The organism is Nocardiopsis valliformis DSM 45023 (assembly GCF_000340985.1).
Classification (GTDB): domain Bacteria; phylum Actinomycetota; class Actinomycetes; order Streptosporangiales; family Streptosporangiaceae; genus Nocardiopsis; species Nocardiopsis exhalans.
Genome location: NZ_ANAZ01000004.1, coordinates 118688 through 143743, shown reverse-complemented (window position 1 = coordinate 143743; position 25056 = coordinate 118688). Strand labels below are relative to the sequence as shown.

16 protein-coding genes are annotated in these 25056 nt (G+C 70.2%); 13 read left to right on the top strand and 3 right to left on the bottom strand.

The genetic code is table 11. The annotated features are described in order from the left end of the window. Positions 1-35: 35 nt before the first annotated feature. From D457_RS0105240 to D457_RS0105230, 3 genes are read left to right on the top strand one after another with little or no spacing between them, the layout of a single operon-like run. A complete protein-coding gene (locus tag D457_RS0105240) occupies positions 36-1283 on the top strand; it encodes a sugar ABC transporter substrate-binding protein (RefSeq protein WP_026116352.1) in 1248 nt (415 codons plus the stop codon). Then, positions 1283-2902, top strand: coding sequence for an ABC transporter permease subunit (locus tag D457_RS0105235; RefSeq protein ID WP_017579592.1), 1620 nt, complete (start codon positions 1283-1285; stop codon positions 2900-2902). Before D457_RS0105240 ends, D457_RS0105235 begins: the two co-directional genes overlap by 1 nt. Beyond that, positions 2899-3804, top strand: a complete 906-nt coding sequence (locus D457_RS0105230) for a sugar ABC transporter permease (protein WP_017579591.1) — start codon at positions 2899-2901, stop codon at positions 3802-3804. Before D457_RS0105235 ends, D457_RS0105230 begins: the two co-directional genes overlap by 4 nt. Before the next feature lie 132 nt (positions 3805-3936). Here D457_RS0105230 and lepA read toward each other — a convergent pair whose 3' ends face one another. Then, positions 3937-5778, bottom strand: a complete 1842-nt coding sequence (lepA, locus tag D457_RS0105225) for a translation elongation factor 4 (protein WP_017579590.1) — start codon at positions 5776-5778, stop codon at positions 3937-3939. 303 nt (positions 5779-6081) lie between these two features. On the opposite strand from lepA, the gene D457_RS0105220 reads away from it, so the two are divergent. The 5 genes from D457_RS0105220 (at position 6082) to holA (ending at position 12936) form a co-directional block, all read left to right on the top strand. Continuing rightward, on the top strand, positions 6082-7074 hold the full coding sequence (locus D457_RS0105220) for a hypothetical protein (RefSeq protein ID WP_017579589.1): 993 nt from the start codon (positions 6082-6084) through the stop codon (positions 7072-7074). A 251-nt stretch (positions 7075-7325) separates the two neighbouring features. Next, the gene (gene rpsT, locus D457_RS0105215) at positions 7326-7595 is read left to right on the top strand and encodes a 30S ribosomal protein S20 (RefSeq protein WP_017579588.1); all 270 of its coding nucleotides are present in this window, start codon (positions 7326-7328) and stop codon (positions 7593-7595) included. 1100 nt (positions 7596-8695) lie between these two features. Further along, positions 8696-9433, top strand: a complete 738-nt coding sequence (locus D457_RS36890) for a ComEA family DNA-binding protein (protein ID WP_017579586.1) — start codon at positions 8696-8698, stop codon at positions 9431-9433. Positions 9434-9438: 5 nt separating this feature from the next. Next, a complete protein-coding gene (locus D457_RS0105200) occupies positions 9439-11769 on the top strand; it encodes a ComEC/Rec2 family competence protein (RefSeq protein ID WP_026116350.1) in 2331 nt (776 codons plus the stop codon). A 204-nt stretch (positions 11770-11973) separates the two neighbouring features. After that, positions 11974-12936, top strand: a complete 963-nt coding sequence (holA, locus tag D457_RS0105195; RefSeq protein ID WP_017579584.1) for a DNA polymerase III subunit delta — start codon at positions 11974-11976, stop codon at positions 12934-12936. A gap of 82 nt (positions 12937-13018) precedes the next feature. On the opposite strand, the gene D457_RS0105190 is transcribed toward holA, so the two are convergent. Then, complete coding sequence (locus D457_RS0105190; protein WP_017579583.1) at positions 13019-14227, bottom strand: amidohydrolase family protein; 1209 nt, start codon at positions 14225-14227, stop codon at positions 13019-13021. Between the two features lie 617 nt (positions 14228-14844). Further along, a complete protein-coding gene (hflX, locus tag D457_RS0105185) occupies positions 14845-16389 on the bottom strand; it encodes a GTPase HflX (protein WP_017579582.1) in 1545 nt (514 codons plus the stop codon). A gap of 335 nt (positions 16390-16724) precedes the next feature. Between hflX and aceB the strand changes: the two genes are divergently transcribed. The 5 genes from aceB to D457_RS0105160 all read left to right on the top strand — a co-directional run bounded on the left by aceB (position 16725) and on the right by D457_RS0105160 (position 25035). Next, positions 16725-18329 (top strand): malate synthase A, encoded by a 1605-nt coding sequence (aceB, locus tag D457_RS0105180; RefSeq protein WP_017579581.1) that lies wholly within the window; start codon positions 16725-16727, stop codon positions 18327-18329. 257 nt (positions 18330-18586) lie between these two features. Further along, positions 18587-20131 carry an FAD-linked oxidase C-terminal domain-containing protein gene (locus D457_RS0105175; RefSeq protein WP_017579580.1) on the top strand — a complete coding sequence of 515 codons (1545 nt, stop codon included), beginning with the start codon at positions 18587-18589 and terminating at the stop codon, positions 20129-20131. Between the two features lie 100 nt (positions 20132-20231). Continuing rightward, complete coding sequence (locus D457_RS0105170; RefSeq protein WP_017579579.1) at positions 20232-21464, top strand: FAD-binding oxidoreductase; 1233 nt, start codon at positions 20232-20234, stop codon at positions 21462-21464. 47 nt (positions 21465-21511) lie between these two features. Further along, positions 21512-22876 (top strand): (Fe-S)-binding protein, encoded by a 1365-nt coding sequence (locus D457_RS0105165; RefSeq protein WP_017579578.1) that lies wholly within the window; start codon positions 21512-21514, stop codon positions 22874-22876. An 80-nt stretch (positions 22877-22956) separates the two neighbouring features. After that, complete coding sequence (locus D457_RS0105160; protein WP_020480258.1) at positions 22957-25035, top strand: bacteriocin-associated integral membrane family protein; 2079 nt, start codon at positions 22957-22959, stop codon at positions 25033-25035. The last annotated feature ends 21 nt before the right edge of the window (positions 25036-25056 follow it).

Sequence of the window (25056 nt, the reverse complement as noted above, 5' to 3'; positions counted from 1 at the left end):
GCACCTCCGATCAGTCCTCCCGGAAGGAAGACACCATGAGATCCCGCAGCGCGTCAGCGGTCGCCGGTATCGCCGCGATCGCCCTTATGGCGACAGCGTGCAACAGCGACGACTCGGACGGAGGCGACGAGGGCACCGCAGAGGGCACGCTCGTCATCTGGTCCGACCCCGAGCGCGCCGACGCCATCCAGGGGGCGGCCGCCGAGTTCGCCGAGGCCAACGGCATCGAGGTGGACGTCCAGGGCCTGGCCTTCGACGACATCCAGGGCGACCTGCTCAACGCCCACCAGGCCGGTAACGCGCCCGACGTCTTCATCGGCGCTCACGACTGGACCGGCAACCTGGTCCGCAACGGCGCCGTCACCCCGGTCGAGTTGACCGGCGACCAGGCCGGCGGCGTGGACGAGACCGCCATCGAGGCGCTCTCCTTCGACGGACAGCTCTTCGGTGTCCCGTACTCGCAGGAAAACATCTTCCTGATGCGCAATACGGACCTGGTCCCGGACGCCCCGGAAACGTTCGAGGAGCTCGTCGAGGTCGGCACCGAGCTCAAGGATGCGGGCGACACCAGCGAGGTCCTGGCCATGGCCGTGGGCCAGGAGGGCGAGCCCTTCCGGATGAACGCGCTGTTCACCTCCGCGGGCGGCTACCTGTTCGGCCAGGACGACACCGGCACCTGGGACCCCTCGGACCTGGGCGTGGGCTCGGACGAGTCCATCGCAGCCATGGAGAAGATCGCCGAGTACGGCGAGGACGGCGAAGGGGTGCTGCGCCGCTCCATCGACACCGAGAACGACGCCAACCTCTTCTACGAGGAGGAGGCGCCCTTCTTCATCGCCGGTCCGTGGAACATCGGTGACGCCAACGAGGCGGGCATCGACTTCGAGATCAGCCCCATCCCGGGCTTCGAGGGCGAGAACCCGGCCAGCCCCTACATCGGCTACCAGGCGTTCTTCGTCACCGAGGGCAGCGCCAACAGCGCCCTGGCCCAGGAGTTCGTGACCAACTACGTCACCTCCACCGACTTCATCCTCAGCCTCTACGAGGCCGACCCGCGCACCCCGGTGCAGACCGAGGCCCTGGAGTCCGTCTCCGCCGACGACCCCAACATCGCGGCGATCGCCGAGGCCGGTGCCGAGGGCATGCCGATGCCGTCCATCCCCGAGATGGGTGAGACCTGGGAGCCGCTGGGCCAGGCCCAGGCCCAGGCCATCGCGGGCAACGACGTCCGCGAGGCCATGGAGGCCGCCCACAACACCATCGCCGAGCAGATCGGCGAGTAGTGGTGGCCTCCTCCAGCCCCGACAGTGCGGGTGCCCCCTCCCAGGGGGCGCCCGCCCGTCCACCGCTGCCCGGGGGGCGGTTCGCCGCCAACGGGTCGATCGTCGGGCAACTCGTCAAGATCGCTCTGCTCAGCCTGTTCACCGCCTTCGGTGTGTGGGCGGTCCTGCCGCTTTACGTGGCTGGGAACTGGTGGGGCATCGGCCTGGTCGTCGCGGTGGTCGGCCTGGTCTACTACGTCTACCTGTCCAAGCGCACCGTCCCGGCGAAGTACCTCGTACCGGGTGTGGTCTTCCTCCTGGCCTTTCAGATCATCCCGGTGCTCTACACGATGAGCACCTCGGTCACCAACCTCAGTGACGGTCACCGGGGCGACAAGGACCGGGCGATCGCCGCCATCGAGGCGTTCTCGGTCACCCGCGACCCCGACTCCCCCGAATACGTCCTGACCGTGGCCACCACCGGCGACCCCGACACCGGCGAGTTGGTCTTCCTGCTCACCGACTCCGAGGGCAACGCCTACGCGGGCACCGATGAGGGACTGAGCGAGCTCGGCGGCGCCGACGTCGACCAGGCAGGGAAGGTGACCGACGCGTTCGGGTACACGCTCCTTTCACCTGCCGAGGTGAACGCGCGCAGCGACGAGCTCCAGGAGTTCGCGGTCCCCACTCGGGACGGCGCCGGAATCCGCTCCAGCGGCCTGTCCAGCGCTTTCGAGGGCAGCGCCATCCGGGTCTACGACGAGGCCTGCGACTGCATCACCGACACCGAGACCGGCGAGGTCTACACGGCCGACAACGACCGCGGTGCCTTCTACAACGAGGACGGACAGCGGCTGGCCCAGGGCTGGCAGGTCAACGTCGGGCTCGACAACTTCGCCCGCTTCCTGCTCAACCCAACCTTCGCCAGCTCGTTCTTCGGCATCCTGCTGTGGAACATCACCTTCGCGGTGGCCGTTACCGGTCTGGTCTTCGTGGTGGGCCTGGCGGTCGCCATGACCCTGCACGTGCCCAGGATGCGCGGCAAGACCTTCTACCGCATCCTGGTGATCCTGCCGTACGCCATGAGCTCGCTGGCCATGTACCTGCTGTGGCGGGACATGTTCAACACCGACTTCGGGCTGTTCAACCGGATGCTCGGACTCCAGGTCGACTGGTTGGGCGACGTGTGGACGGCGCGGGCGGCGGTCATCCTCACCAATGTGTGGCTGGGCTACCCGTACATGTTCCTGGTGGCCACCGGTGCTCTGCAGGCCATCCCGCGTGAGCTGGGTCAGGCCGCGCAGATCGACGGCGCGGGACCGTGGCAGGCCTTCCGGCACGTCACCCTGCCGCTGCTGATGGTCGCCATGACTCCGATCCTCATCGCCACGTTCGCGTTCAACTTCAACAACTTCAACGCGGTGTGGCTGATCACCAGGGGCGGCCCGTTCTCACCGGACAACCCGACGGCCGGCGGCACGGACCTGCTCATCACCTACACCTACCGGCTGGCCTTCAGCGAGGCCACGGCCCAGTACGGGTACGCGGCGGCGCTGTCGGTGATGATCTTCCTGATCGTCTCGGTGATCTCCATCGTCAGTCTGAGCCGGAGCAAGGCACTCAAGGAGGTGGACCGATGACGGCTACCGTTCCTGACGCGGTGCGCACGCCCTACCGGCGCAGCGGCGCCACCCGGTTCGCACTGTGGGCACAGCGCCTGGGCTGGCGACACGTGGTCATGTGGGTGGTCGCGGCCTTCGCGGTCTTCCCCGTGCTGTTCGTGGTCTCGGCCGCGCTTAACCCAGTCGGCACCCTGAGCAGCTCACAGCTGTGGCCGACCGGAGCGAGTCTGGCCAACGCCCAGGACCTGTTCCAGAACACGCCGTTCACCACCTGGTACGCGAACTCGCTGTTCTTCGCGCTCACCAACGCGGCGGTGACGGTGCTGCTCTCGGCACTGGCGGCCTACGCCTTCAGCCGGATGCGGTTCAAGGGTCGTCGGGTGGGCCTGATCGGCCTGCTCATCATCCAGATGTTCCCGCAGTTCCTGGCGATCGTGGCGATCTACCTGATGTTCTCCAACATCGGGGAGCTCTACCCAGCGATCGGCTTCGACACCCGCTGGGGTCTGCTGCTGGTCTATCTGGGCGGTGCGCTGAGCATCAACACGTGGCTGATGAAGGGCTTCTTCGACACCGTGCCGAAGGAGCTGGACGAGTCCGCGCAGATCGACGGCGCCACGCACGCGCAGGTGTTCTTCCGAATCATGCTGCCGCTGGTGACCCCGGTACTGGCGATCGTGGCACTGCTGGTGTTCATCTCCACCATCAACGAGTTCCTGATGGCGAGCGTGTTCCTGCGGGACACCGACGCCAAGACGTTGGGGCTGGGGCTCTACCAACTGGTGGCCTCGCAGCGCAACGCCAACTTCGGGATGTTCGCGGTGGGCGCCATCATGCTGTCCCTGCCGACGCTGATCGTGTTCTGGTTCCTCCAGCGCTACATCAGCGACGGCCTGACCGCCGGAGCGGTCAAGGGCTAGGTCCGCCGGATACACGAGGCCCACGCAAGGAGGGGCGCTCCCGTAGGGGGCACCCCTCCTTCGTCGTGTACCAGCCCGGCTGGGGTCCGGGTGGCGGCCCGGGTGACGGTGTGCCCGCCGGGCCGGACGCGACTACTTCTTCTTTTTGTCCTCGGCACCGCTGGTGTCGGTGGACAGCGCGGAGATGAAGGCCTCCTGGGGTACCTCGACCCGGCCGACCATCTTCATCCGCTTCTTGCCCTCCTTCTGCTTCTCCAGCAGCTTGCGCTTACGGCTGATGTCGCCGCCGTAGCACTTGGAGAGCACGTCCTTGCGGATAGCGCGGATGTTCTCACGGGCGATGACTCGGGCACCGATGGCGGCCTGGATGGGCACCTCGAACTGCTGCCGCGGGATGAGCTCGCGCAGCTTCTTGGTCATCTCGACGCCGTAGGGGTAGGCCTTCTCCTTGTGGACGATCGCGGAGAACGCGTCGACCGCCTCACCCTGGAGGAGGATGTCGACCTTGACCAGGTCGGCCTGCAGTTCGCCGATGGGCTCGTAGTCCAGGGAGGCGTACCCCTTGGTCCGGGACTTGAGTGCGTCGAAGAAGTCGAAGACGATCTCCGCCATGGGGAGCGTGTACCGCATCTCCACGCGGTCCTCGGACAGGTAGTCCATGCCCTGGAGCTCGCCGCGGCGCTCCTGGCACAGCTCCATGATCTGGCCGATGTAGTCGGAAGGGCTGAGCACGGTGGCCTTGACCATCGGCTCGTAGATCGCGTCGATCTTGCCGGTGGGGAACTCGCTGGGGTTGGTCACCACGTGCTCGGCGCCGTCCTCCATGTCCACCCGGTAGATCACGTTGGGCGCGGTGGAGATGAGGTCGAGGTTGAACTCGCGCTCCAGGCGCGCTCGGGTGATCTCCAGGTGGAGCAGGCCGAGGAAGCCGCAGCGGAAACCGAAGCCCAGGGCGGCGGAGGTCTCCGGCTCGAAGGCCAGGGCGGCGTCGTTGAGCTGGAGCTTCTCCAGGGCGTCGCGCAGCACTGGGTAGTCGGTGCCCTCGATCGGGTACAGGCCCGAGAACACCATCGGCTTGGGTTCCTGGTAGCCGCCGAGCATCTCCGTGGCGGGCTTGTTCAGGGTGGTGATGGTGTCACCGACCTTGGACTGGCGCACGTCCTTCACACCGGTGATGATGTAGCCGACCTCGCCCACACCCAGGCCCTGGCTCTTGGTCGGCTCGGGCGAGCTGACCCCGATCTCCAGGATCTCGTGGGAGGCCTTGGTGGACATCATCTGGATGCGCTCACGCGGGCTGAGCTTGCCGTCGATGACCCGCACGTAGGTGACCACACCGCGGTAGGTGTCGTAGACCGAGTCGAAGATCATCGCGCGGGCCGGGGCGTTGGCCTCACCGACCGGCGCGGGGATCTGGTTGACGATCTCGTTGAGGAGCTCCTCGACGCCCTCACCGGTCTTGGCGCTGACCCTGAGCACGTCGGAGGGCTCACAGCCGATGATCCCGGCGATCTCCTCAGCGTACTTCTCGGGCTGGGCCGCGGGAAGGTCGATCTTGTTCAGGACCGGGATGATCGTGAGGTCGTTGTCCAGCGCCATGTAGAGGTTGGCGAGGGTCTGAGCCTCGATGCCCTGCGCGGCGTCGACCAGCAGGACCGCGCCTTCACAGGCGGCCAGGGAACGCGACACCTCGTAGGTGAAGTCGACGTGGCCGGGGGTGTCGATGAGGTCCAGCGTGTACGTCTTGTCGTCCAACGCGGTGAACGGGATGCGCACCGCCTGCGACTTGATCGTGATGCCGCGCTCGCGCTCGATGTCCATGCGGTCCAGGTACTGGGCGCGCATCTGGCGGTCCTCGACTACCCCGGTGATCTGGAGCATCCGGTCGGCCAGCGTCGACTTGCCATGGTCGATGTGCGCGATGATGCAGAAGTTGCGGATCAGCGCGGGATCGGTCCAGTTCGGCTGTGCCACCGTGCTCCGTTCACAGGGTTGGGTCCGGGTCGTGTGCGCCGAGGTGGCGCCGCTGCGCCTGAGGTGGCGCCGCCCTGCCGCGGAAGGTAGTGGGATCACCACCGACCCACGGCATCTTTCATCATCCCACGGCGCCGGTGCCGTCCTCACCGGATGTGGCCGGGACGGATACGGCAGTATGGGCGCGAGCGCGGGACCTGTGTCCAGATTATGCGACCTGGGACCGGGAACGGGCGATGCGGGTAGCCGGACGGAACGGGTGCCCGGCCAAGCGGAGACCGGACGGGAACGGGTGGCGTACGGGTGAAGTGGCTTCTGAAGCGGTTGCTGGCCGGTGTGGCGGCGGTCCTGGTGGTGCTGGTGGGCGCGGGCGCGCTGCTGTCCTACCAGTACTCGGGAACCCCCGAGGAGTGGGCCGCCTCGCAGGGGGCGGACGCGGCGTGGGTGGGTTCGTGGGAGGACACCGAGGCGCTGGAGGAGCTGCTGGGCACCGGCGCGGTGAGCACTCTGTACGTGTACGCGGGCGAAGCGGACGCGGACGGCGCCGTGGAGCGGGTTCCGGAGACCGACGCGCTGTTGTCGTGGTTGGACGCGAATTTCCCCGAGGTGTCGGCGCTGGCCTGGCTGCGGCACGTGGAGTCGGGTTCGTCGCTGATCCGGGACCGTTTCGACGCCGAGGCCCGCGAGAGGCTGGCCCCGCGGGCGGCCGAGGTCGCGGCCGACGGGTTCGCCGGGGTGCACCTGGAGATCCGCCCGGTGACGGTGAACGACCCCTCCCTGCCCGCGCTCGTGGAACTGGTCCGGGAGGAACTGGGCGAGGACCGGGTCCTGTCGCTGCAGGCCCAGCACGTGGAGCTGATGCCGGGCGGCCGGGTTCCGTCCTTCATCGCGGGCGGCGAGGAGAAGTACTGGTCCAAGGGGTACCTGGAGCGGGTGAGCGAGCACGCGGACGAGATCGTGCTGCCCGGGGTGGGCGCGAACATGCCCACGGCGGGGCTGTACGGCGGGTTCATGGTGCGTCAGGTGACCGAGTCGGTGACGGCGCTGCGCAACCACGAGGACGTGACGGTGCGCTTCGGGGTGCCGACCTACGACAGTGAGCGGTGGGGGCCGGTGGCCGACAACGAGACCGCGCTGACCGCGCTCGCCGCAGTCCGTCTGGGCCTGACCCAGGCCGAGGAGGTCCCCGAGACGATGACCGTGGGTGTGTCCCTGTACCTGGTGGACGAGGTCGGGGACGGGGATCTGACCGCCTTCCGCACCGCGTGGCTCAACCCGCTGGAACAGAGTGGCTGACCACCGGAGCGGTGTGGCTGCCCCCGGCAGGCACCGGATGGCGTGGTGCGGCCGCGGAGTCCCAAGCAGTCCGCCGAGTACGGCATAATAAGAAATCCGTGTCTCGGAAATCCACGTTCGGTTAAGAGCCCTGTGGACTCACACACACCCTGCGTCGGCGCCCACGCAGGCCTCTCATGGAACGGCTGCCCGTGAGATGAGCCGCCTGTTCGCCAGACGCGATGATCACAGTAACTGGAGCACGTTTTCGCATGGCGAACATCAAGTCGCAGAAGAAGCGCATCAAGCAGAACGAGAAGGCTCGTATCCGCAACCAGGCGGTGCGCTCTTCCCTGAAGACTGCCATCCGTAAGTTCCGCGAGGCTGCCGAGGCCGGGAACGTCGAGCAGGCCACCATCGCGCAGCGCGAGGCCGCTCGCGCCCTGGACAAGGCCAGCAGCAAGGGCGTCATCCACCAGAACCAGGCCGCGAACCGCAAGAGCGCGATCGCCAAGCGCCTGGACGCGCTTCAGTCCGCCTAAGGACGAGAAGCACAAGGCTTCCCGAAGGGCCCGGTCCACCAGGACCGGGCCCTTCGCCGTTCCCGGCCCCTGAGCCGGCCCCTGGGGCCGGGTCCGCGAGTTGTCCACAGGCACCTGCCCCGCCGCTGGCGTGCTGGTCCCCGACCTGCTTTGCTCGATATCGGGGGAGCCTCCGCTCCCGCCCACCTCGGCATGCCCCAACCCCGATGCTCTCCCGGTCCGCCCGTCGGAAGTTATCCACAGATGGAAAACGGCTGCTGACAGAGCGTTGCCTGCTGCCTAGCGTTGGATTCATGACCGTTTCGCGTCGGTCACGGCGCAAACCTCCACAGTCAGATCCCGAGGAACGACTCCGCGCGCTCGGCCTGGACGCCTCCCCCACCGCCCGGCGGCTGCGCTCCCGAATCCCCCGTGCTTCCACTGAACCCTCCCCCGGAGAAGCCGTCCCGAGCGCGCCCTACGCGATCGGGGAGGCCACCACCCCCTACCGGCCCGGACCTGCGAGGCCCACCCCCGCCGAGCTGTGGTCAGCCACGCCCGCACCGCGCGGCCCAGCCGCCCAAGAGAATCAAGAGGATACGGAGGACCCGGAGGAGGCGCCCACCGTCCGCCTGCGGCTGGACCGCCGCGCCCACCGCCCCACTCCCCGAACCCCACCAGCGCAAAGCCCCTGGCGGGACCCTCCCCCACCAGAGGGACCCCAGGACGGCTGGGCCCCGGTCGGCGAAGCTCCCCGAAGTGACACCCACGCGAAGGGGCCCTCCGCCACCGGCCCGAACGCCAACGGCGAACGCGAGACGACACCCCCGGCGCAGGTCCGCGCAGAGGGGCCGAGGCCCCTCAGCCAGGCAACCCGCGGAGACCGCGAGAAGCAGCCCGCTTCCGTCAGCTGGAACGGTGACAGCGGACACGGCCCAGCGGACTTCCCGGACCAGGAACAGGAGAACGGACCCAGGCCCCGCAGCGGCAGGAGAACTCGTAACGGCCGTTGGGGCCGGCTCTCCTCTGACAGCCGGAGCGAGGGCAGCGGGCCTGAGCCGCCTTCGGAGGAAGAGCCTGAAGGGCCGTCGGGCGGGCGGCATCGGCGGCGGCCGGAGGCGGTGCGACCGCCTTCGGGGTACACGGAGCTGGATCCCGAGGCCCCCGGTGCCGTGCTGGATCGGGTCGCCGAGCGGTGGGGACCCCAGGCCTCGCTGTCCCGGCGGGCGGTGGTGGCCCTGCTGGTGCTCGGGCTGCTCGCAGTGGCGGGCGCCTTCCTGGTGCTGCGCGAGCGGCCGGGCGAGGTGACGGTGCCCGAACTGGTCAACCAGTCCGCCGCCGCGGGGCAGGACCCGGGCGATCAGGTCTCGACCGTCCCGGACGGAGACGGGCAGGCTCCCGGGGGCGAGGGAGGAGGGCCGGACGCGGCCCCGAGCGGGGACGTGGTGGTGCACGTGGGCGGGGAGGTGGCCGAGCCGGGGATCTACACGATGCCCGCGGGTTCCCGGGTGGCCGACGCGGTGGAGGAGGCCGGCGGGCCGCTGCCCGACGCCGACTTGGACCTGGTGAACCTGGCCCGGACCCTGAACGACGGTGAGCGGATCCTGGTGGGTGTCCCCCAGGCGGAAGGGGAAACGGGCGCGGGCCCGGAGGGGAGCGGATCGCTGGTCAACCTCAACCAGGCCGGGCAGGCGGAGTTGGAGACCCTGCCCGGGATCGGGGAGAAGAAGGCCCAGAAGATCATCAGGCACCGGGAATCCCTCGGTGGCTCGTTCAGCAGCGTGGAGGACCTGCTCGGGGTCGACGGGATCGCGGAGAAGACGTTCAGCAGCCTCGAACCCCTCGTGACGGTGGGGTGAGGTCCGTGGTGACCTGGTTGGGCACCGACGCGTACGGCCTGGACCGGCCGCCGGACCTGAGGTTGTTCCTGCCCGCCGTGGCGACCTGGTTGACCGCCCTGGGGGCACTCGCCGCCCCGCCCTGGCTGGCCTGGCTGTGCGCGGGGGTGCTGGGATGTGCCGCCCTGGCGGTGTTCGCGGCGATCCGCCTACCCTGGGAGGCCCCCGCGCTGACCCTGGTGGCGACCTTGGTGTGCGGCGCCACGGTGGCGGCGGTGGCCGGCGCGCACGTGTACCGGACAGCGTCGAGTGCGGCGGTGAGCGCCGTGGAGCGAGGCGGTGAGGCGGCCTTCCGGGCGGTGGTGACCACTGATCCGCGTTCCCGGGCGGGGATGCCGCGCCCGGGCCGGGCCGAGTGGGTGGTGTCCGCGCGCACGGAGTGGGTGCGGTGGGACGGACGGGAGCACGTCTCACGGGCGCCGGTGGTGGTGCTGGCCTCCGGGCCGGGCTGGGCCGACCTGCTGCCCGGCCAGTCCTTCGAGGCACGCGGAGCCTTCCTGGCCGCGGACGGCGACCGGCTGACCGCCGCCCTGGTGCCGGTGCGGGGCCCGCCGGAGGGGGTCACCGAGCCGGGTCGGCTCCAGGGGTTCGCCGGAAGTGTGCGCGAGGGCCTGCGTGAGGCCGCGGCGGAGCTGCCCCAGCCCGAGCGGGGGCTGTTGCCCGCGCTGATCGTCGGTGACGTGTCGGCGCTGCCGGAGCGGACCGCCGAGGACTTCCGGGCCACCGGGATGACGCATCTGCTGACCGTCAGCGGGGCCAATCTGGCGATCCTGACCGGTTTCGTGCTCGCGGTGGCGCGTTGGACGCGTGCGCCGACCTGGTGCGCGGTGCTGGGCGGTGCCCTGATGATCTGGATTTTCGTCCTGGTCTGCCGACCTGAGCCGAGCGTGGTGCGGGCGGCGTTCATGGGGTCGCTGGGTCTGCTGGCGTTGGCCACCGGACGGACGCAGGCGGGGATGGGAGCCCTGTGCGCCACGGTGGTCGGGGTGCTGTTCGTGGCACCTGGGCTGGCCACCTCCTACGGTTTCGCGCTGTCGGTGCTGGCCACCGCGGGCATCCTCGTGCTCGTGCCGGGCTGGACCCGGGCGTGGTCGGCGCGGTGGCCCAAACCGGTGGCCGAGGCCTTCGCGGTCGCGGTGGCCGCGCACGTGGCGGTCGCGCCGGTCCTAGTGCTGCTGTCCGGGGAGGTGTCCTGGGTGACGGTTCCGGCCAACGTACTGGCTGCACCGGTGGTGGCGGTGGTGACCGTGGCGGGGTCGGCCCTGGCGGCGCTGGCCTCGGTCTGGCCGGACGCCGCTGCGTTCCTGGTGCATCTGCCGGGGTTGGGGGTGTCCTGGCTCGCTCTGGTGGCCGAGACCGGGGCGCGGGTCCCCTACGGTGCGGTGCCCTGGCGCTCGGACGTGGCGGGCGGGCTGTTGCTGGCCGCGGTTGTGGTGGTGTTGCTGCTGACCAGAGGGCTGACCCGGCGGGTGATCGCCGCCGTGATGGTGGCGGTGCTGGTCCTGGGGTTGGCCGCCCGATGTGTCCCGGGCGGCTGGCCGCCCGCGGGGTGGGCGCTGGTCGCCTGCGACGTGGGACAGGGGGACGCGTTCGTGCTGTCCTCCGCCAGAGGTGAGGCGGTGGTGTTCGACACCGGGGACGACCCGGAGCTGGTGGACGACTGCCTGGAGCGGCTGGGGGTGCGCGCGGTTCCGTTGCTGGTGCTCAGCCACGACCACGCCGACCACGTCGACGGCACACCCGGGGTACTGCGCCACCGGCGGGTGTCGGCGGCGCTGGCCCCGGCGGGGTTCGAGGAGAGCCCGGTGGGCCGTCTGCTCGCCGAGGAGGGGGTGGCGCTGACCGCGGCCGAGATCGGGCAGCACCTCCGGGTGGGGCCGTGGCTGCTGCGGGTGCTCTGGCCGGATCCGGAGTTCGTCGGGTCACTCAACGACACCTCGGTGGTGATCCGCGCCGACGGGCCGGAGATGTCGGTGCTGCTGACCGGAGACATCGAGGAGGAGGCGCAGGGAAGGCTGGTGCGCGGACCGGAGGCCGAGCTGCTCGCCGTGACGGTGCTGACCACGCCCCACCACGGCGCGGGCACCCAGGATCCGGCCTTCCTCAGCGCGACCCGGGCGGAGGTGTCTGTGACATCGGTGGGCAGGGACAACTCCTACGGCCACCCGGCGCCGTTCACGCTGGGTGTGCTGGAGCGGGTGGCCCAGGTGAACGCGCGCACCGACCTCGACGGAGACATCGCTGTCCTGGGCGGCCCGATCCGAGTGGCCGCCCGGGGCCCGGACCCGGACCACTGACCGTGGCCGGAGGCCTGGCGAGCACGCACATAGGCGATGGAGATGGAGCGGCACAGGATACGGAGATCCCAGCGGCCGGAGGTGGGTGGGTGCACGGGGGCGGGCGAGCGGCGGTGAGTGATTCGGGGGCGGGAACGGGGTGATTCGGGGCGGGGTCCGGGTTTTGGGCACTAGCTGGTCGGTGGGGCGTGGCATGCTCGTTGTATGCCTGCACCCGCCCTCATCACGCTCATTGTCGGCGACGAGGAGCTCCTCGTCGACCGGGCCGTGGCCGCCGTCGTCGCCTCGGCTCGTGAGGCCGACCCCGAGGTGGACGTCCACGACCTCGTGCCCTCCCAGGTGGGCCTGTCCACCCTGGTGGAGGTCACCTCCCCCTCGCTGTTCGGCGACCGCCGGGTGGTCGTGCTCCGTTCCGCTCAGGACCTGGTCAAGGATCTGGCGGCGACGGTCACCGACTACCTCAAGGCGCCCGCCGACGACGTGTTCATGGTGCTCACCCACGCGGGTGGGGCCAAGGGCAAGGCGTTGCTCCAGGCCGCGGTGAAGGCCGGGGCGCAGCGGGTGGACTGCAAGGGCCCCACGAAGGGGCCCGAGCGGGTCGCCTTCGTCAAGGGCGAGTTCTCCTCGGCCGGGCGGCAGATCACCCCTGACGCCGCACAGGCCCTGGTGGACGCGGTCGGCACCGAGCTGCGCGAGATCGCCGCGGCCTGCACGCAGCTGATCGCGGACACCGAGGGCAGGGTGGACGCCGCCGCGGTGGCCAGGTACCACTCCGGCAAAGCGGAGGCCTCCGGGTTCAGCGTGGCCGACCGGGCCGTGGAGGGGCGCCTGCCCGAGGCCCTGGAGCAGCTGCGCTGGTCGCTGGCGGTGGGTACCGCCCCGGTGCTGATCAACAGCGCCCTGGCCGGTGCCGTGCGGGGGATCGCGGTGGCTGCCCAGCCGCCGCGCGGGGTGAGCGAGGCGGACCTGGCCAAGCGTGCCAAGGTGCCGCCGTGGAAGCTGCGCACCCTGCGCCAGCAGGCCCGGGGGTGGAGCGCGGCCGGAGTGACCCGGGCGATGGCGGTGATCGCCGAGACCGACGCGCTGATCAAGGGCGCCGGACGCGACCCCGAGTACGCGCTGGAACGCGCGGTGATCGAGATCGCCCGCGCCCGCGGCACCCGCTGAGCAGAGCCGCTGAAAGCTGGCCAGAGCCGGGAACTCGCTGAGGCGACGGGAGAACGGCCAGTCCTGGCCGCCCCGGACCGGCTCAGCGGATGGTGCGGCCGCCCTGCCAGACACGGAGGGTGTTCAGGCCCATGGACCAGGCGAAGGCGCCCTCGTGGTCGGCGTCCCACTGGACCAGGTCGGCCAGCATTCCGGGGGCGATCATGCCGCGGTCGTTGAGGGCCAGGGCGTGCGCGCTGCCCGCCGTGGCGGCGTTGAGGGCCTCCTGCACGGTCATCTCGAACATGGAGACGGCCAGGGAGATGACCAACGGCATGGACGTGGTGCCGGACTGGCCCGGGTTGTGGTCGGTGCCCAGGCCCACGGGGACGCCGTGGTCGAGCAGGGCCCGTACCGGCGGGGTGCGGCGTTCGTGCAGGGCGGTGGTGGGGCAGGCCACGACCGGGGTTCGGGTGGCGGCCAGGGCGAGCAGGTCCTCGTCGTCGGCCTCGTGGACGAGGTCGACCGAGGAGCAGCCCATCTCGGCGGCCATCCGGACGGCCCCGTGCCGGGGTCGGGAGCAGGCGTGCATGGTGGTGCGCAGCCCCACGGACTGGCCCACGCTCAGGAGCATGTGGGCATCCTCGGTGGTGAACTGCTGGTTGTCGCAGTACACGTCCACGCCGTCGGCTCCGGCCATAGCGGCGTCGCTGAGCCAGGAGGCGGCGGTGGCCACGTACTCCTTGGGACGGCCGAAGAACTCGGGTGGGACCCCGTGCGCGGGGAAGAAGGTGACGTGCAGGCGGGGCATGCCCGGTTCCTCCTCCAGGGAGCGCAGCAGGCGCACGTCGGCGAGCTCACCGTCCCGGGTGAGGTGGTAGCCGGTTTTGGCCTCCACGGTGGTGCTGCCGGACAGCACCCAGTGCCGCAGCCGTTCGCGGACCGCGTTGCACAGCGTCCAGGGGTCGGTCCCCCGGGTGATGGTGACGGTCGTGGAAACCCCGCCGCCCGCCGCGAAGATGTCCGCGCGGCTGGCCCCCTTGGCCCACATGTTGACCTCGGCGTAGCGGTCGCCCGCGTAGACGGGGTGGCAGTGGGCGTCGACCAGCCCGGGAGTGACCAGGCCGCCGCCGATGTTGACAACCTCGTCGACGTCGGTGAGGTCCTCCATCACGCCGGGGATGCGCTGGGGCAGTTCGGCGGCGTGGCCGACCCAGGCGATCCGGTCGTTGTCCATCAGGACGGCGGCTTTGGTGAGCAGCTCGTTCCCGGTCCACAGCCGACCGATATTGGTGAGGAGTACTACCGTCATGGGGGTCCGCCCTCGCCGGTCAGTGCCACCGTGGTGTGTACGGGGCAGGGGCGTGGGGTACACGGGCGGACATGGCGACCTCGTATCTGGATGCGCTTCCGACAGGTCCGTGGGCGACTCGGGGTCGCCGCGCGGTGCCGTGACAGTGGGGGGTTCGCGTCGGCCGCAGGGGGGACCGCGATCACTGTCGGCCAGTGCTCCAAAACCGTAGTCCATCCGCGGACTCCATGTACACCTCCCCGCGGGGACGAATGCGAGCGTTCCGGACTGAAACTCGCAAGCCCGCAGAGTGACGAAGAACACCCGCACCCGCATTGAGCTGGTCTTCCCCGTTCGCCCTGGTCAGCCTCACTGCCCCGAAAGAACATGAATGTGACGCACGTGCCTTCCCTCGCACATGCATCCCACCGGCCACCTGCCCGTGACAGAGGCCTGTTCCGGTGCCGCTCGGGGCAGGAAACCGAAGAACACCACCGAAGTCCGCGCTGAGGGGCACACCCCCGCCCAAGCTCCGCACCTGGCGCGCCGCCTGCGGACACAGCACGGCCGGGGCACCCCCGTGGGTACCCCGGCCGTGTAGCTCTCAGACCTCGCTCAGGCGTCTGCGCCCTGTTCGGCTAGGCGTTGCTGGGCGTGTACTCGTCGAGCCTGGCGGCGAGCAGCGCGGGGACGAAGGCGTGCAGCGCCGTGCCCTCCCCGGTGTGCTCCTCGCTGATGATGCGTCCTTCCTCGTGCACCTTGGCCACGAGGTCGCCCCGCGAGTACGGAACGAGGGCGTGCACCTCCTTGGCGAGCTCGGGCAGCGCCTCGGCCAGTGCCGTGACCAGTTCGGGGACGCCCTCGCCGGTACGCGCCGAGACCTCGACCAGGTCGGGGTAGCGGGTGCGCAGCGTCTTGAGCGTGTCCGGGTCGGCGGCGTCGACCTTGTTGACCACGATGAGCTCGGGCACGTCCACGGCCTCGATCTCGGCGAACACCTCGCGGACCGCGCTGATCTGGGACTCGGGATCGGGGTGCGAACCGTCGACCACGTGCAGGATCAGGTCGGAGTCGGCGACCTCCTCCAGGGTGGAGCGGAACGCCTCCACCAGCTGGTGCGGCAGGTGCCGGACGAAGCCGACCGTGTCGCTGAGGGTGAAGCCGCGGCCGTCGGGCGTGCGGGCCTGACGGACCGTCGGGTCCAGGGTGGCGAACAGGGCGTTCTCCACCAGCACCCCGGCTCCGGTGAGCCGGTTGAGCAGGCTGGACTTGCCCGCGTTGGTGTATCCGGCGATCGCCACCGAGGGCACCTCGCGGGTGCGGCGGACATCCTTCTTGACGTCGCGCGCGGTCCGCATGTGGGCGAGCTGGCGGCGCAGCTTCGCCATCTTGTCGTTGATGCGTCGGCGATCGGTCTCGATCTTGGTCTCACCGGGGCCGCGCAGACCCACGCCGCCGCCGGCGCCGCCACCGCCGGAGCCGCCCGCCTGCCGGGACAGGGAGTCACCCCAGCCGCGCAGGCGCGGAAGCAGGTAGTTGAGCTGGGCGAGTTCGACCTGGGCCTTGCCTTCGCTGCTGCTGGCGTGCTGAGCGAAGATGTCGAGGATCAGGGCGGTGCGGTCGACCACCTTGACCTTGACGACGTCCTCCAGCTGGCGCAGCTGGCCCGGGGTGAGCTCGCCGTCGCAGATGACGGTGTCCGCGCCGGTGGCCTCGACGATGTCGCGCAGTTCTGCGGCCTTGCCCTTACCGACGTAGGTCGCGGGGTCGGGCTTGGAGCGGCGCTGGGTGAGGCCTTCGAGCACGAGGGCGCCCGCCGTCTCGGCGAGGGCGGCCAGCTCGGTGAGTGAGTTGTCGGCGTCGGTCTGGTTTCCCCTGGTCCAGACGCCGATGAGGACGACGCGCTCCAGGCGCAGCTTCCGGTACTCGACCTCGGTGACGTCGGTGAGTTCGGTGGAAAGGCCCTGGACGCGGCGGAGCGCGTGCCGTTCGGCCAGCTCCATCTCGCCCTGGTCGGGGGCGTTGTTCGGGTCCTCGTAGCGGTTACCGCCGTCGGCCGTGGCCTCGCGGGACGCGTCGTTGGCGTGGACCCCGTCCCCGACGGTGTTCTCCTCACGGAATACGTCCTCGTCGTGGGCGTGGTGCCCCGCGTGGTCGCTTCCGTGGGTGTCAGCTGTATTCATATCCCTCCAGGTGGGTCAACGCTTGTGCCGTCATGGTTCTTCCCGGAGCGGGGACGGCGGTCCGTGCTCTTGATGCTCGCACCTCCGCCCGACCTGGGCATCTGAATTATCGCAGGCAACGTGACGGACACCATGACCCCGCGCGGAGCGTGAGAACCTGGGAGTAGATCAGCAACTCAAGAAACGCAAAAGTTCCCGCAGAAGTTTGGTGTTCCTTCCTGTTCCAGGAAGATCTCCACTGATCAAGGGTGCGAGTGACGTTGACCGCTCGACATCAAGATAGTAGCTTCATTTCCACATACCAGAAGCTTGTTTCGTATTGCGGAAGGTTTTCCATGGGCGCCACGCACGGGGTCGAGATCACCGGCCCCCTCAACGAACGGTTCGACGAGATCCTCACCGAGGACGCCCTCGCCCTCGTCGCCGAACTGCACCGCACCTTCGAGCCGCGCCGTCAGGAACTGCTGGCCGCTCGCAAGACCCGCGAGGCGCAGATCGCCGCCGGGGAGGACCTCGACTTCCTCCCCGAGACCAAGCACATCCGCGAGGACGACAGCTGGCAGGTGGCCCCGCCCGCTCCGGGCATCACCGACCGCCGGGTCGAGATCACCGGTCCCACGGACCGCAAGATGACGATCAACGCGCTCAACTCCGGCGCGAAGGTGTGGCTGTCCGACTTCGAGGACGCCAACACCCCGCTGTGGGAGAACATGATCCAGGGGCAGCTCAACCTGCGTGACGCCCTGGACCGCCAGATCGACTTCACCTCCCCCCAGGGCAAGACCTACGCCCTCAAGGAGGACTCCGAGCTGGCCACGATCGTCGTCCGCCCGCGCGGCTGGCACCTGGACGAGAAGCACATCCTCGTCGACGGCGAGCGCACCAGCGGCGGCATCGTCGACTTCGCGCTGTACTTCTTCCACAGCGCCAAGCGCCAGATCGCCAAGGGCAAGGGCCCGTACTTCTACCTGCCGAAGATGCAGAGCCACCTCGAGGCGCGCCTGTGGAACGACATCTTCGTGCTGGCCCAGGAGCGCCTGGAGATCCCCCGCGGCACCATCCGCGCCACCTGCCTGATCGAGACCATCCCGGCCGCGTTCGAGATGGAGGAGATCCTCTACGAGCTGCGCGAGCACTCCGCCGGTCTCAACGCAGGTCGCTGGGACTACCTCTTCAGCATCATCAAGACCCACCGCACCCGCGGCCGCAAGTTCCTGCTGCCCGAGCGCAACGCCGTCACGATGACCGCCCCGATGATGCGCGCCTACACCGAGCTGCTGGTCAAGACCTGCCACAAGCGCGGTGCCCACGCCATCGGCGGTATGGCCGCCTTCATCCCGTCCCGCAAGGACGAGGAGGTCAACAAGGTCGCCTTCGCCAAGGTCCGCGACGACAAGTCCCGCGAGTCCGGTGACGGCTTCGACGGCTCCTGGGTCGCCCACCCCGACCTGGTCCCGGTCGCCAAGGAGATCTTCGACGGCGTCCTGGGCGACAAGCCCAACCAGATCGACAAGCAGCGCCCCGAGGTCGAGGTGACCGCCGCCGACCTGCTCGCCGTCGACCAGACCCCGGGCGGCGTCACGCTCGCCGGTCTGCGCGCCAACATCAACGTCGCCCTGCAGTACCTGGCGGCGTGGATGGGCGGCAACGGCGCGGTGGCGATCCACAACCTCATGGAGGACGCCGCCACCGCCGAGATCTCGCGCTCGCAGATCTGGCAGTGGCTGCACAACGACGTCACGCTGGACGGCGGCGAGAAGGTCACCGCCGAGCTGGTCAAGCAGATCATCGGTGAGGAGCTGGCCACCATCAAGGAGGCCCTCGGCGCGAACTTCAACGAGGACCTGTACAAGCAGGCCAGCGAGCTGTTCACCGAGGTCGCGCTGGACGACGACTACGTCGACTTCCTGACGCTGCCCGCCTACGAGCGCATGCCGTAACCGAACCCGCACCCGGACCCCGGGCACACCGTCCAGCGCGGCCAACCTGGACGGGGCCCCGGTCGAGGTTCCGCCGGTTTCGAACACCGCGGTTCCGTACAACGCGGTTTCATACAACGCGGTTTCATACAACGAAATACCGTTTCCACCGCGCCCCCTTGCTTCGGCAGGGGGCGCGGTCGTACGGTCCCCTTGCGAGGTCGCAGTCGGAGAACGGGACCCCAGCCGCGTTCTCCGAACGGAACCGGGAGGCGCCCATGGCCACGACCGCACCCCACACACCCGAGGGTTCCGCGCGCACGCCAGGCGGCTCCGGTGGCTCCGGCGCCTCCGAGCACACACCCGCGGCGCTGACCGCCCTGATCCCCCGGCTGCGCGAGATCTGCGGTGCCGACGGGGTGCTGACCGACCTCTCCCAGCGGCGCGTCTACGAGAGCGACGGTCTCACCTACCACCGCTCCACCCCCGGTGTCGTGGTCATGCCGACCACCACCGGCCAGGTCGCCGCCGTCATCCGGCTCTGCGCCGAGCACGGCGTCCCCTATGTTCCGCGCGGGGCGGGCACCGGCCTGTCCGCGGGAGCTCTCCCCCACGCCGAGGGTGTCCTGCTGGTCACCTCGCGTATGCGCCGCATCCTCGAGATCGACCTCGACAACGAGTGCGCGGTGGTCGAACCGGGCGTCGCCAACCTCGACATCACCCGCGCCGCCGCCCCGCACGGCTACTACTACGCGCCCGACCCCTCCAGCCAGCAGGTGTGCTCGGTGGGCGGAAACGTCGCGGAGAACTCCGGCGGCGCCCACTGCCTCAAGTACGGGTTCACCGTCAACCACGTGCGCGGCCTGGAGATCGTCACCCCGGCCGGTGAGATCGTGGAGTTGGGCGGAAAGGCCCCGGGCGCGCACGGCTACGACCTCATCGGGGCGTTCGTCGGCTCCGAGGGCACCCTGGGCGTAGCCACCCAGATCACCGTCTCGCTGACCCGTTCCCCCGAGAAGACCGTCACCCTGCTGTCCGCGTTCACCTCGCTCGACGCGGGCGGACAGGCGGTCAGCGCCATCATCGCCGCCGGGGTGCTGCCCTCGGCGATCGAGATGATGGACGCGCTGGCCATCGAGGCCGCCGAGCGTGCCGTGGCCTGCGACTACCCGGCGGGCGCGGGCGCCGTGCTGGTGGTGGAGCTGGACGGCCCGGCCGGGGAGGTCGACGCCCAGCTGGAGCGGGTCACCGCCCTGTGCGCGGACGCCGGTTCCTTCGAGACCCGGGTGGCCGACGGAGCCGAGGAGCGCGCGCTCATCTGGAAGGGCCGCAAGTCCGCGTTCGCCGCCGTGGGTCGGATCAGCCCGGCCTACATCGTCCAGGACGGGGTGGTGCCGCGCACCGCGTTGGGCGAGGTGCTGGGCCGGATCGCCGCGCTGTCGGCCGAGTCCGGTATCCGGGTGGCCAACGTCTTCCACGCCGGTGACGGCAACCTGCACCCGCTCGTGCTGTTCGACGACGCCGAACCCGGCGCGGGCGAACGCGCCGAGGAGGTCTCCGGGGCGATCCTGGACCTGTGCATCGAGCACGGCGGTTCCATCACCGGTGAGCACGGGGTGGGGGTGGACAAGGCCTGCAAGATGCCGCGGATGTACGACGACGCGTCCCTGGAGACCTTCGACCTGTTCCGGCGGGCTTTCGACCCGGCCGGGATCGCCAACCCGGAGAAGCTGCTGCCCACGCCCCGCCTGTGCGGTGAACGGCCCGGAGTCCGCACGGGTGTGCACCCGCTGGTGGAGTCCGGTGAGGCCGAGCAGTTCTGATCCGTCCTGGCCGCGACCGGGGTCACGACCCGGACGGTGGCCCGGTCACGGGGGCGGGTAGAGACCCGAGTACCACCGACACTGGCCGGGAGGGCCGAGGGTGACACAGAACCTGGACGTCGAGGGCTGCGCAGTGCGGGAGGCAGCCGCGGAGGACACCGTGTGCGGGGTCGTGCCCCAGCAGGTGGCGGTGCCTTCCGACACCGATTCCCTGTCCCGGGTGATGGCGGCCGCGCACCGGGGCGGGCTCTCGGTGACCGCGCGCGGCGCCGGAACCGCCCTGGACTGGGGTTGGCCACCACGCTCCCTGGACCTGTTGGTGGACACCTCGACGCTGTCGTGGATCGACCACAACGCCGGTGACCTGGTGGTGGAGGTCGGTGCGGGCACCCCGATGGCCGACCTGAACGCGGCGCTGGCCGCCTCCGGGCAGCGCCTGTCCTACGACCCGGTCCGGCTCGGCGGCACGGTGGGCGGGACGCTGGCCACGGGGGTGAGCGGCCCGCGCCGCCTGCTCTCCGGAGCGCTGCGCGACCTGGTGATCGGCATGACGGTGGTACGCGCCGACGGGGTGGTGGCGCGCAGCGGCGGCCGGGTGGTCAAAAATGTGGCCGGGTACGACCTGGCCAAGCTGCACACCGGCGGGTACGGCACGCTCGGGGTGATCGCCTCGGCCGCCTTCCGGCTGCACCCCGTTCCGGAGGCGCTGCGCCTGGTGAGTGCTCGCCTGGATTCCCGGATCCCCGCGGAGAAGGCTCTGTCCGCGCTGCGCGGGACCGCGGTGGTGCCCTCGGCGGTGGAGCTGGACTGGCCCGCCACCGGCCCGGGGCGGTTGCACGTAGTGCTGGAGGGCACCTCCGGCGGGCTTGAGGCGCGCGTGGCCGCGACCGCACGGGCGCTGGCCCCCTGGGCCTCGGATGAAGGACCAGTCGTCACCGAGGAACTACCCGAGGGCTGGGGGCTGCTGCCCGCCGAAGGCACCGTCGCCCTGGTCACGGCGCCGCCGGCGGAGAGCGTCACCGCGGCCGACTGGGTTCGGGAGGTCTCCGAGGCGGTGGACGCGGGCGCGCACGTCCGCGGTTCGGCCGCCACCGGGGTCCTGTTCGTCACCTTCCCGCCGGGGACGCCCGCCGATCGGATCAGGCTGGTGGTCGACGGGGTGCGTTCGGCCGAGGGCCACCCGCTGGTGCTGCTGCGCGCCGAACCGCACGTGCGCGCCGCCGGGATCGACCCGTGGGGCGAGGTGCCCGGCCTGGGGCTGATGCGGGCGGTCAAGGAGTCGCTCGACCCCGGTCACCGCCTGTCCCCCGGCCGGTTCGCCGGAGGCATCTGACCTCGTCTGACCGCCGATCGCCATGACCCCGACCCTTGGGAGCGACCGTGACCGACCTACCGACCGAACCGGCCAGCGGCGGTCCCGGCGAGCGCGAACGGCTCTTCGGTGACCTGCTCAACGACTGCGTGCACTGCGGGTTCTGCCTGCCCACCTGCCCCACCAACGTGCTGTGGGGCCAGGAGATGGACTCCCCGCGCGGCCGCATCCACCTGATGGGGCAGATGCACGAGGAGGACGTGCTCGCCGAGACCGCCGTCGGGCACTTCGACAACTGTCTGGGCTGTCTGGCGTGTGTGTCCTCCTGCCCTTCCGGGGTGGCCTACGACGCGCTCATCGAGCACACCCGGCACCGGGTCGAGGAGGAGCACGAACGCCCCCGGAGCGAGCGCGCGCTGCGCGGGGCGGTGTTCTCGCTCTTCCCGTACCACAAGCGGCTGCGGGCGCTGCGCGGCCCGCTGCGCGCCTACCAGGCCAGCGGGGCCTCCTCGCTGGTGCGCCGGTCCGGGATCCTGGAGCGGATCTCACCGACCCTGGCCACCATGGAGCGCATCGCCCCGCGGCTGTCGGCGCCGCCGCCCCCGCTGCCCGAGCTCGTACCCGCCGTGGGCGAGCGCCGTGCGCGCGTGGGCATGCTCGTGGGCTGTGTGCAGGGGGCGTTCTTCCCCGAGGTCAACACCGCGACCGCCCGGGTACTGGCCCTGGAGGGGTGCGATGTGGTGATCCCGCGCGCCCAGGGGTGCTGCGGAGCGCTGTCGGGCCACTCGGGCCGGCTCACCGAGGCCGCCGAATTCGCCAAGCGGCTAATCGAGGTGTTCGAGGCCCGCCAGGTGGAGCGGATCGTGGTGAACTCCGCCGGGTGCGGCTCGAGCATGAAGCACTTCGACCGAACCCTGGCGGAGGCGGGCGCGGGCGCGGCGTGGGTACGCCGGGCGCGGACGGTCTCGGAGAAGGTCGTGGACCTGACCGAGTACCTGTTCGCCCTGGGGCCGCGAGCCGAACGCCACCCGATCCCGCTGCGGGTGGCCTACCACGACGCCTGCCACCTGTCCCACGGCCAGGGGGTCACCCGCCAGCCCCGTGAGCTGTTGCGGCAGATCCCCGGGCTGGAGGTGGCGGACCTGCCCAACAAGGAGATCTGCTGCGGGTCCGCGGGCGTCTACAACCTCTTCAAGCCGCAGGCGGCGGGTGAGCTGGGTGACCGCAAGGGCGAGGACGTGGCCTCAACCGGGGCCCGGGTCCTGGTCTCGGGCAACCCCGGGTGCTCGCTGCAGATCGCCTCGGCGATGGAGCGCGCGGGGTCGTCGGTCGCGGTGGCCCACACCGCGCAGCTCCTGGACGCCTCCCTGCGCGGCCTGGACCCGGAGCAGCTCTTCGGTTCGCACAGCCGGAAACGCCCCGGCCGGGGGTGAACCGGTCGGGGAACGGATGGCGATAACGGTGTGGATCCCGCCCGCTGCGGTCCGTTCCCACCCCCTGACAGGAACACTCCGTGCCCAACAGAACCCTGACCTTCGCCTACGTGGTCTGTGCCGTCTTCGCCTCGATCCTCGCCTTCCTTCTCGCCGCCGGTGTGGAGCGCACCCAGTACGTGCTTGAGGACACGGGGCTGGTGTGGATCTCCGAGAACGACGGGACCAGTGACACCGACGAGGTCGCAGCCTCCGTGCAACGGGTTGCCGACGACCACGGCGCCGCCATCGGATACGCGATCCTGGACGTGAACGAGCCGTCTGCCACCGCCCACCTGTACCTCGCGGTCCCCGACAGCTCCTCCCCGCAGGCGGAGTGGTTGACGGACGGCTACCCCGCCTTCGGCCGGGGCTTCACCGTCCAGACCCACCCCATCGCCGACTTCGGCGGCGTGGGACCCAACGGCCACTACCTCGTCTTCGGCGGCCCCGAGGCAGAGACCGCCCTGCGCGCGACGCTGGCCGAACACGGCCTGCAAGAGGCACCGGGCACACAGATCACCGAGTTGTGGCACTACTTCACCAGCGGACACCTGTTCCACCTGTTGGTGATCGCCCTGCTCGGCGCGGCAACCGCCGCCGGGGCCGGTGTCCTGCTGGCCTCCCGCGACTACGGGGTGATGCGCCTCCAGGGTCATTCCTACCCGAGGCTCCTCGCCACCGACCTGCTCAAGGTCGCCCGGCTGGCCGCGGTCGTCCTGCCACTGGTCGCCGCCGCCGCGCTGGTGTTCCTCGGCGCGTACAACGGGTGGAATCAGCTCGGTCTCTACAGCTTGACGGCCCTGGTCTTCCTCGGGTTTCTCGCAGTTCCCTGCCTGCTCGTGCACGCCGCCGTGCTGGGCCTGGTGCACTCCACCGACATCCTGGCCGCCCTCAAGGGCCGCCTTCCGGTCCGCAGCACCTCCGTCGCCGTCTACCTCGTCAGAGCCCCCGTGCTGGTGCTGACCCTGATCATTCTCGGCAGCATCGTCACAGCCGCCCAGGACCTACGGGACCAACGCGTCCAACTGGAGTTGGCCCGGGGTCAGGGCGAAGCCTCCTTCCTCTCGCTGAGCGCCAACTACGGGTGGGCCGACGACCTGAGCGTGGACGACGAGCTCGGCCCCTGGCTGCGCCGCGCCGACACCGACGGCGACATGGTGCTGGTCATCCCCGGTAGCACCATGGAGTTCCTTCCGCCCGGTCCGACGGCCTCGTGGAACTCACCCGACATCGGCCAGCAGGTCCTCTTCGTCAACAACACCTACCTCGCCGAGCAGGAGGTCCTTTCTCCCTCCGGCGAACGGTACGGCCCGGGTGAGACCCTGCGCGTGCTCGTCCCCGAGAGCGCGGCGGCACACAGCGAGGACATCGTCGAAGGGGTCACCGGCACCTGGCTCGAACTCCACGGAGAACCGGGGGCCGCCCCCGAAGCGGAGGTGCTCCCCGCCGCCGAAGGGCAGACGCTGTTCACCTACGCCGCCAAACGCTTCGACGATCCCCGGCCCCATCTCCCCCTGCTCCACGAACCCGTCATCATCGTCCTGCCCAACGGCGCCGTTCTCTCCGACAGCGCGTACATCGCCTACATGACGGCGCGCTCCACCGTCTTTCCCGATCCGGACGTGGTGGCCGACCACCGGGCTCAGAACCCGGAGGCGTCCCGGTACATCGCGATGGTGGAGACCCTCACCGTCAACGCGCGCCACGAGCAGGCCCTGACCCTGAACATCCTGCGCAGCGAGCTGTTCAACCTGATCGGCGCGGCGGCCGTACTGCTGCTCACCGCGATGGCGGCGTGTGTCGTCCACGTGCGTTCCCGGGCCCAGGAGATCTTCGCCCGGCACATCAACGGATGGGCCTTCGTATCCGTCCACCGGCGGCTGCTGCTCGTCGAGGGTGCGATCGCCCTGGCCTTCCTGGGCTGGGCGGTGTGGGACACCCTCACCGGGCTGGCCACCGCGGCTGACCCGGCCCGGGCCGGTGTTCCGGGTCCGTCACCCAGCGGGGCCGAGCCCTTCTACGCGCTGGGGATCGTACTGCTCTGCCTGGTGATCACCGTCACCGCACTGGCCCTCTTCCACCGAAAGATTGTCCGCGAGGGCGCTTCCCAGGCCTGACCAACCAAAGAACTGAGGAAC

Coding starts and splice junctions, on each gene's coding strand:
- D457_RS0105240 (WP_026116352.1), top strand. CDS start 36: ATGAGATCCCGCAGCGCGTCAGCGGTCGCCGGTATCGCCGCGATCGCC.
- D457_RS0105230 (WP_017579591.1), top strand. CDS start 2,899: ATGACGGCTACCGTTCCTGACGCGGTGCGCACGCCCTACCGGCGCAGC.
- rpsT (WP_017579588.1), top strand. CDS start 7,326: ATGGCGAACATCAAGTCGCAGAAGAAGCGCATCAAGCAGAACGAGAAG.
- holA (WP_017579584.1), top strand. CDS start 11,974: ATGCCTGCACCCGCCCTCATCACGCTCATTGTCGGCGACGAGGAGCTC.
- D457_RS0105190 (WP_017579583.1), bottom strand. CDS start 14,227: ATGACGGTAGTACTCCTCACCAATATCGGTCGGCTGTGGACCGGGAAC.
- hflX (WP_017579582.1), bottom strand. CDS start 16,389: ATGAATACAGCTGACACCCACGGAAGCGACCACGCGGGGCACCACGCC.
- aceB (WP_017579581.1), top strand. CDS start 16,725: ATGGGCGCCACGCACGGGGTCGAGATCACCGGCCCCCTCAACGAACGG.
- D457_RS0105175 (WP_017579580.1), top strand. CDS start 18,587: ATGGCCACGACCGCACCCCACACACCCGAGGGTTCCGCGCGCACGCCA.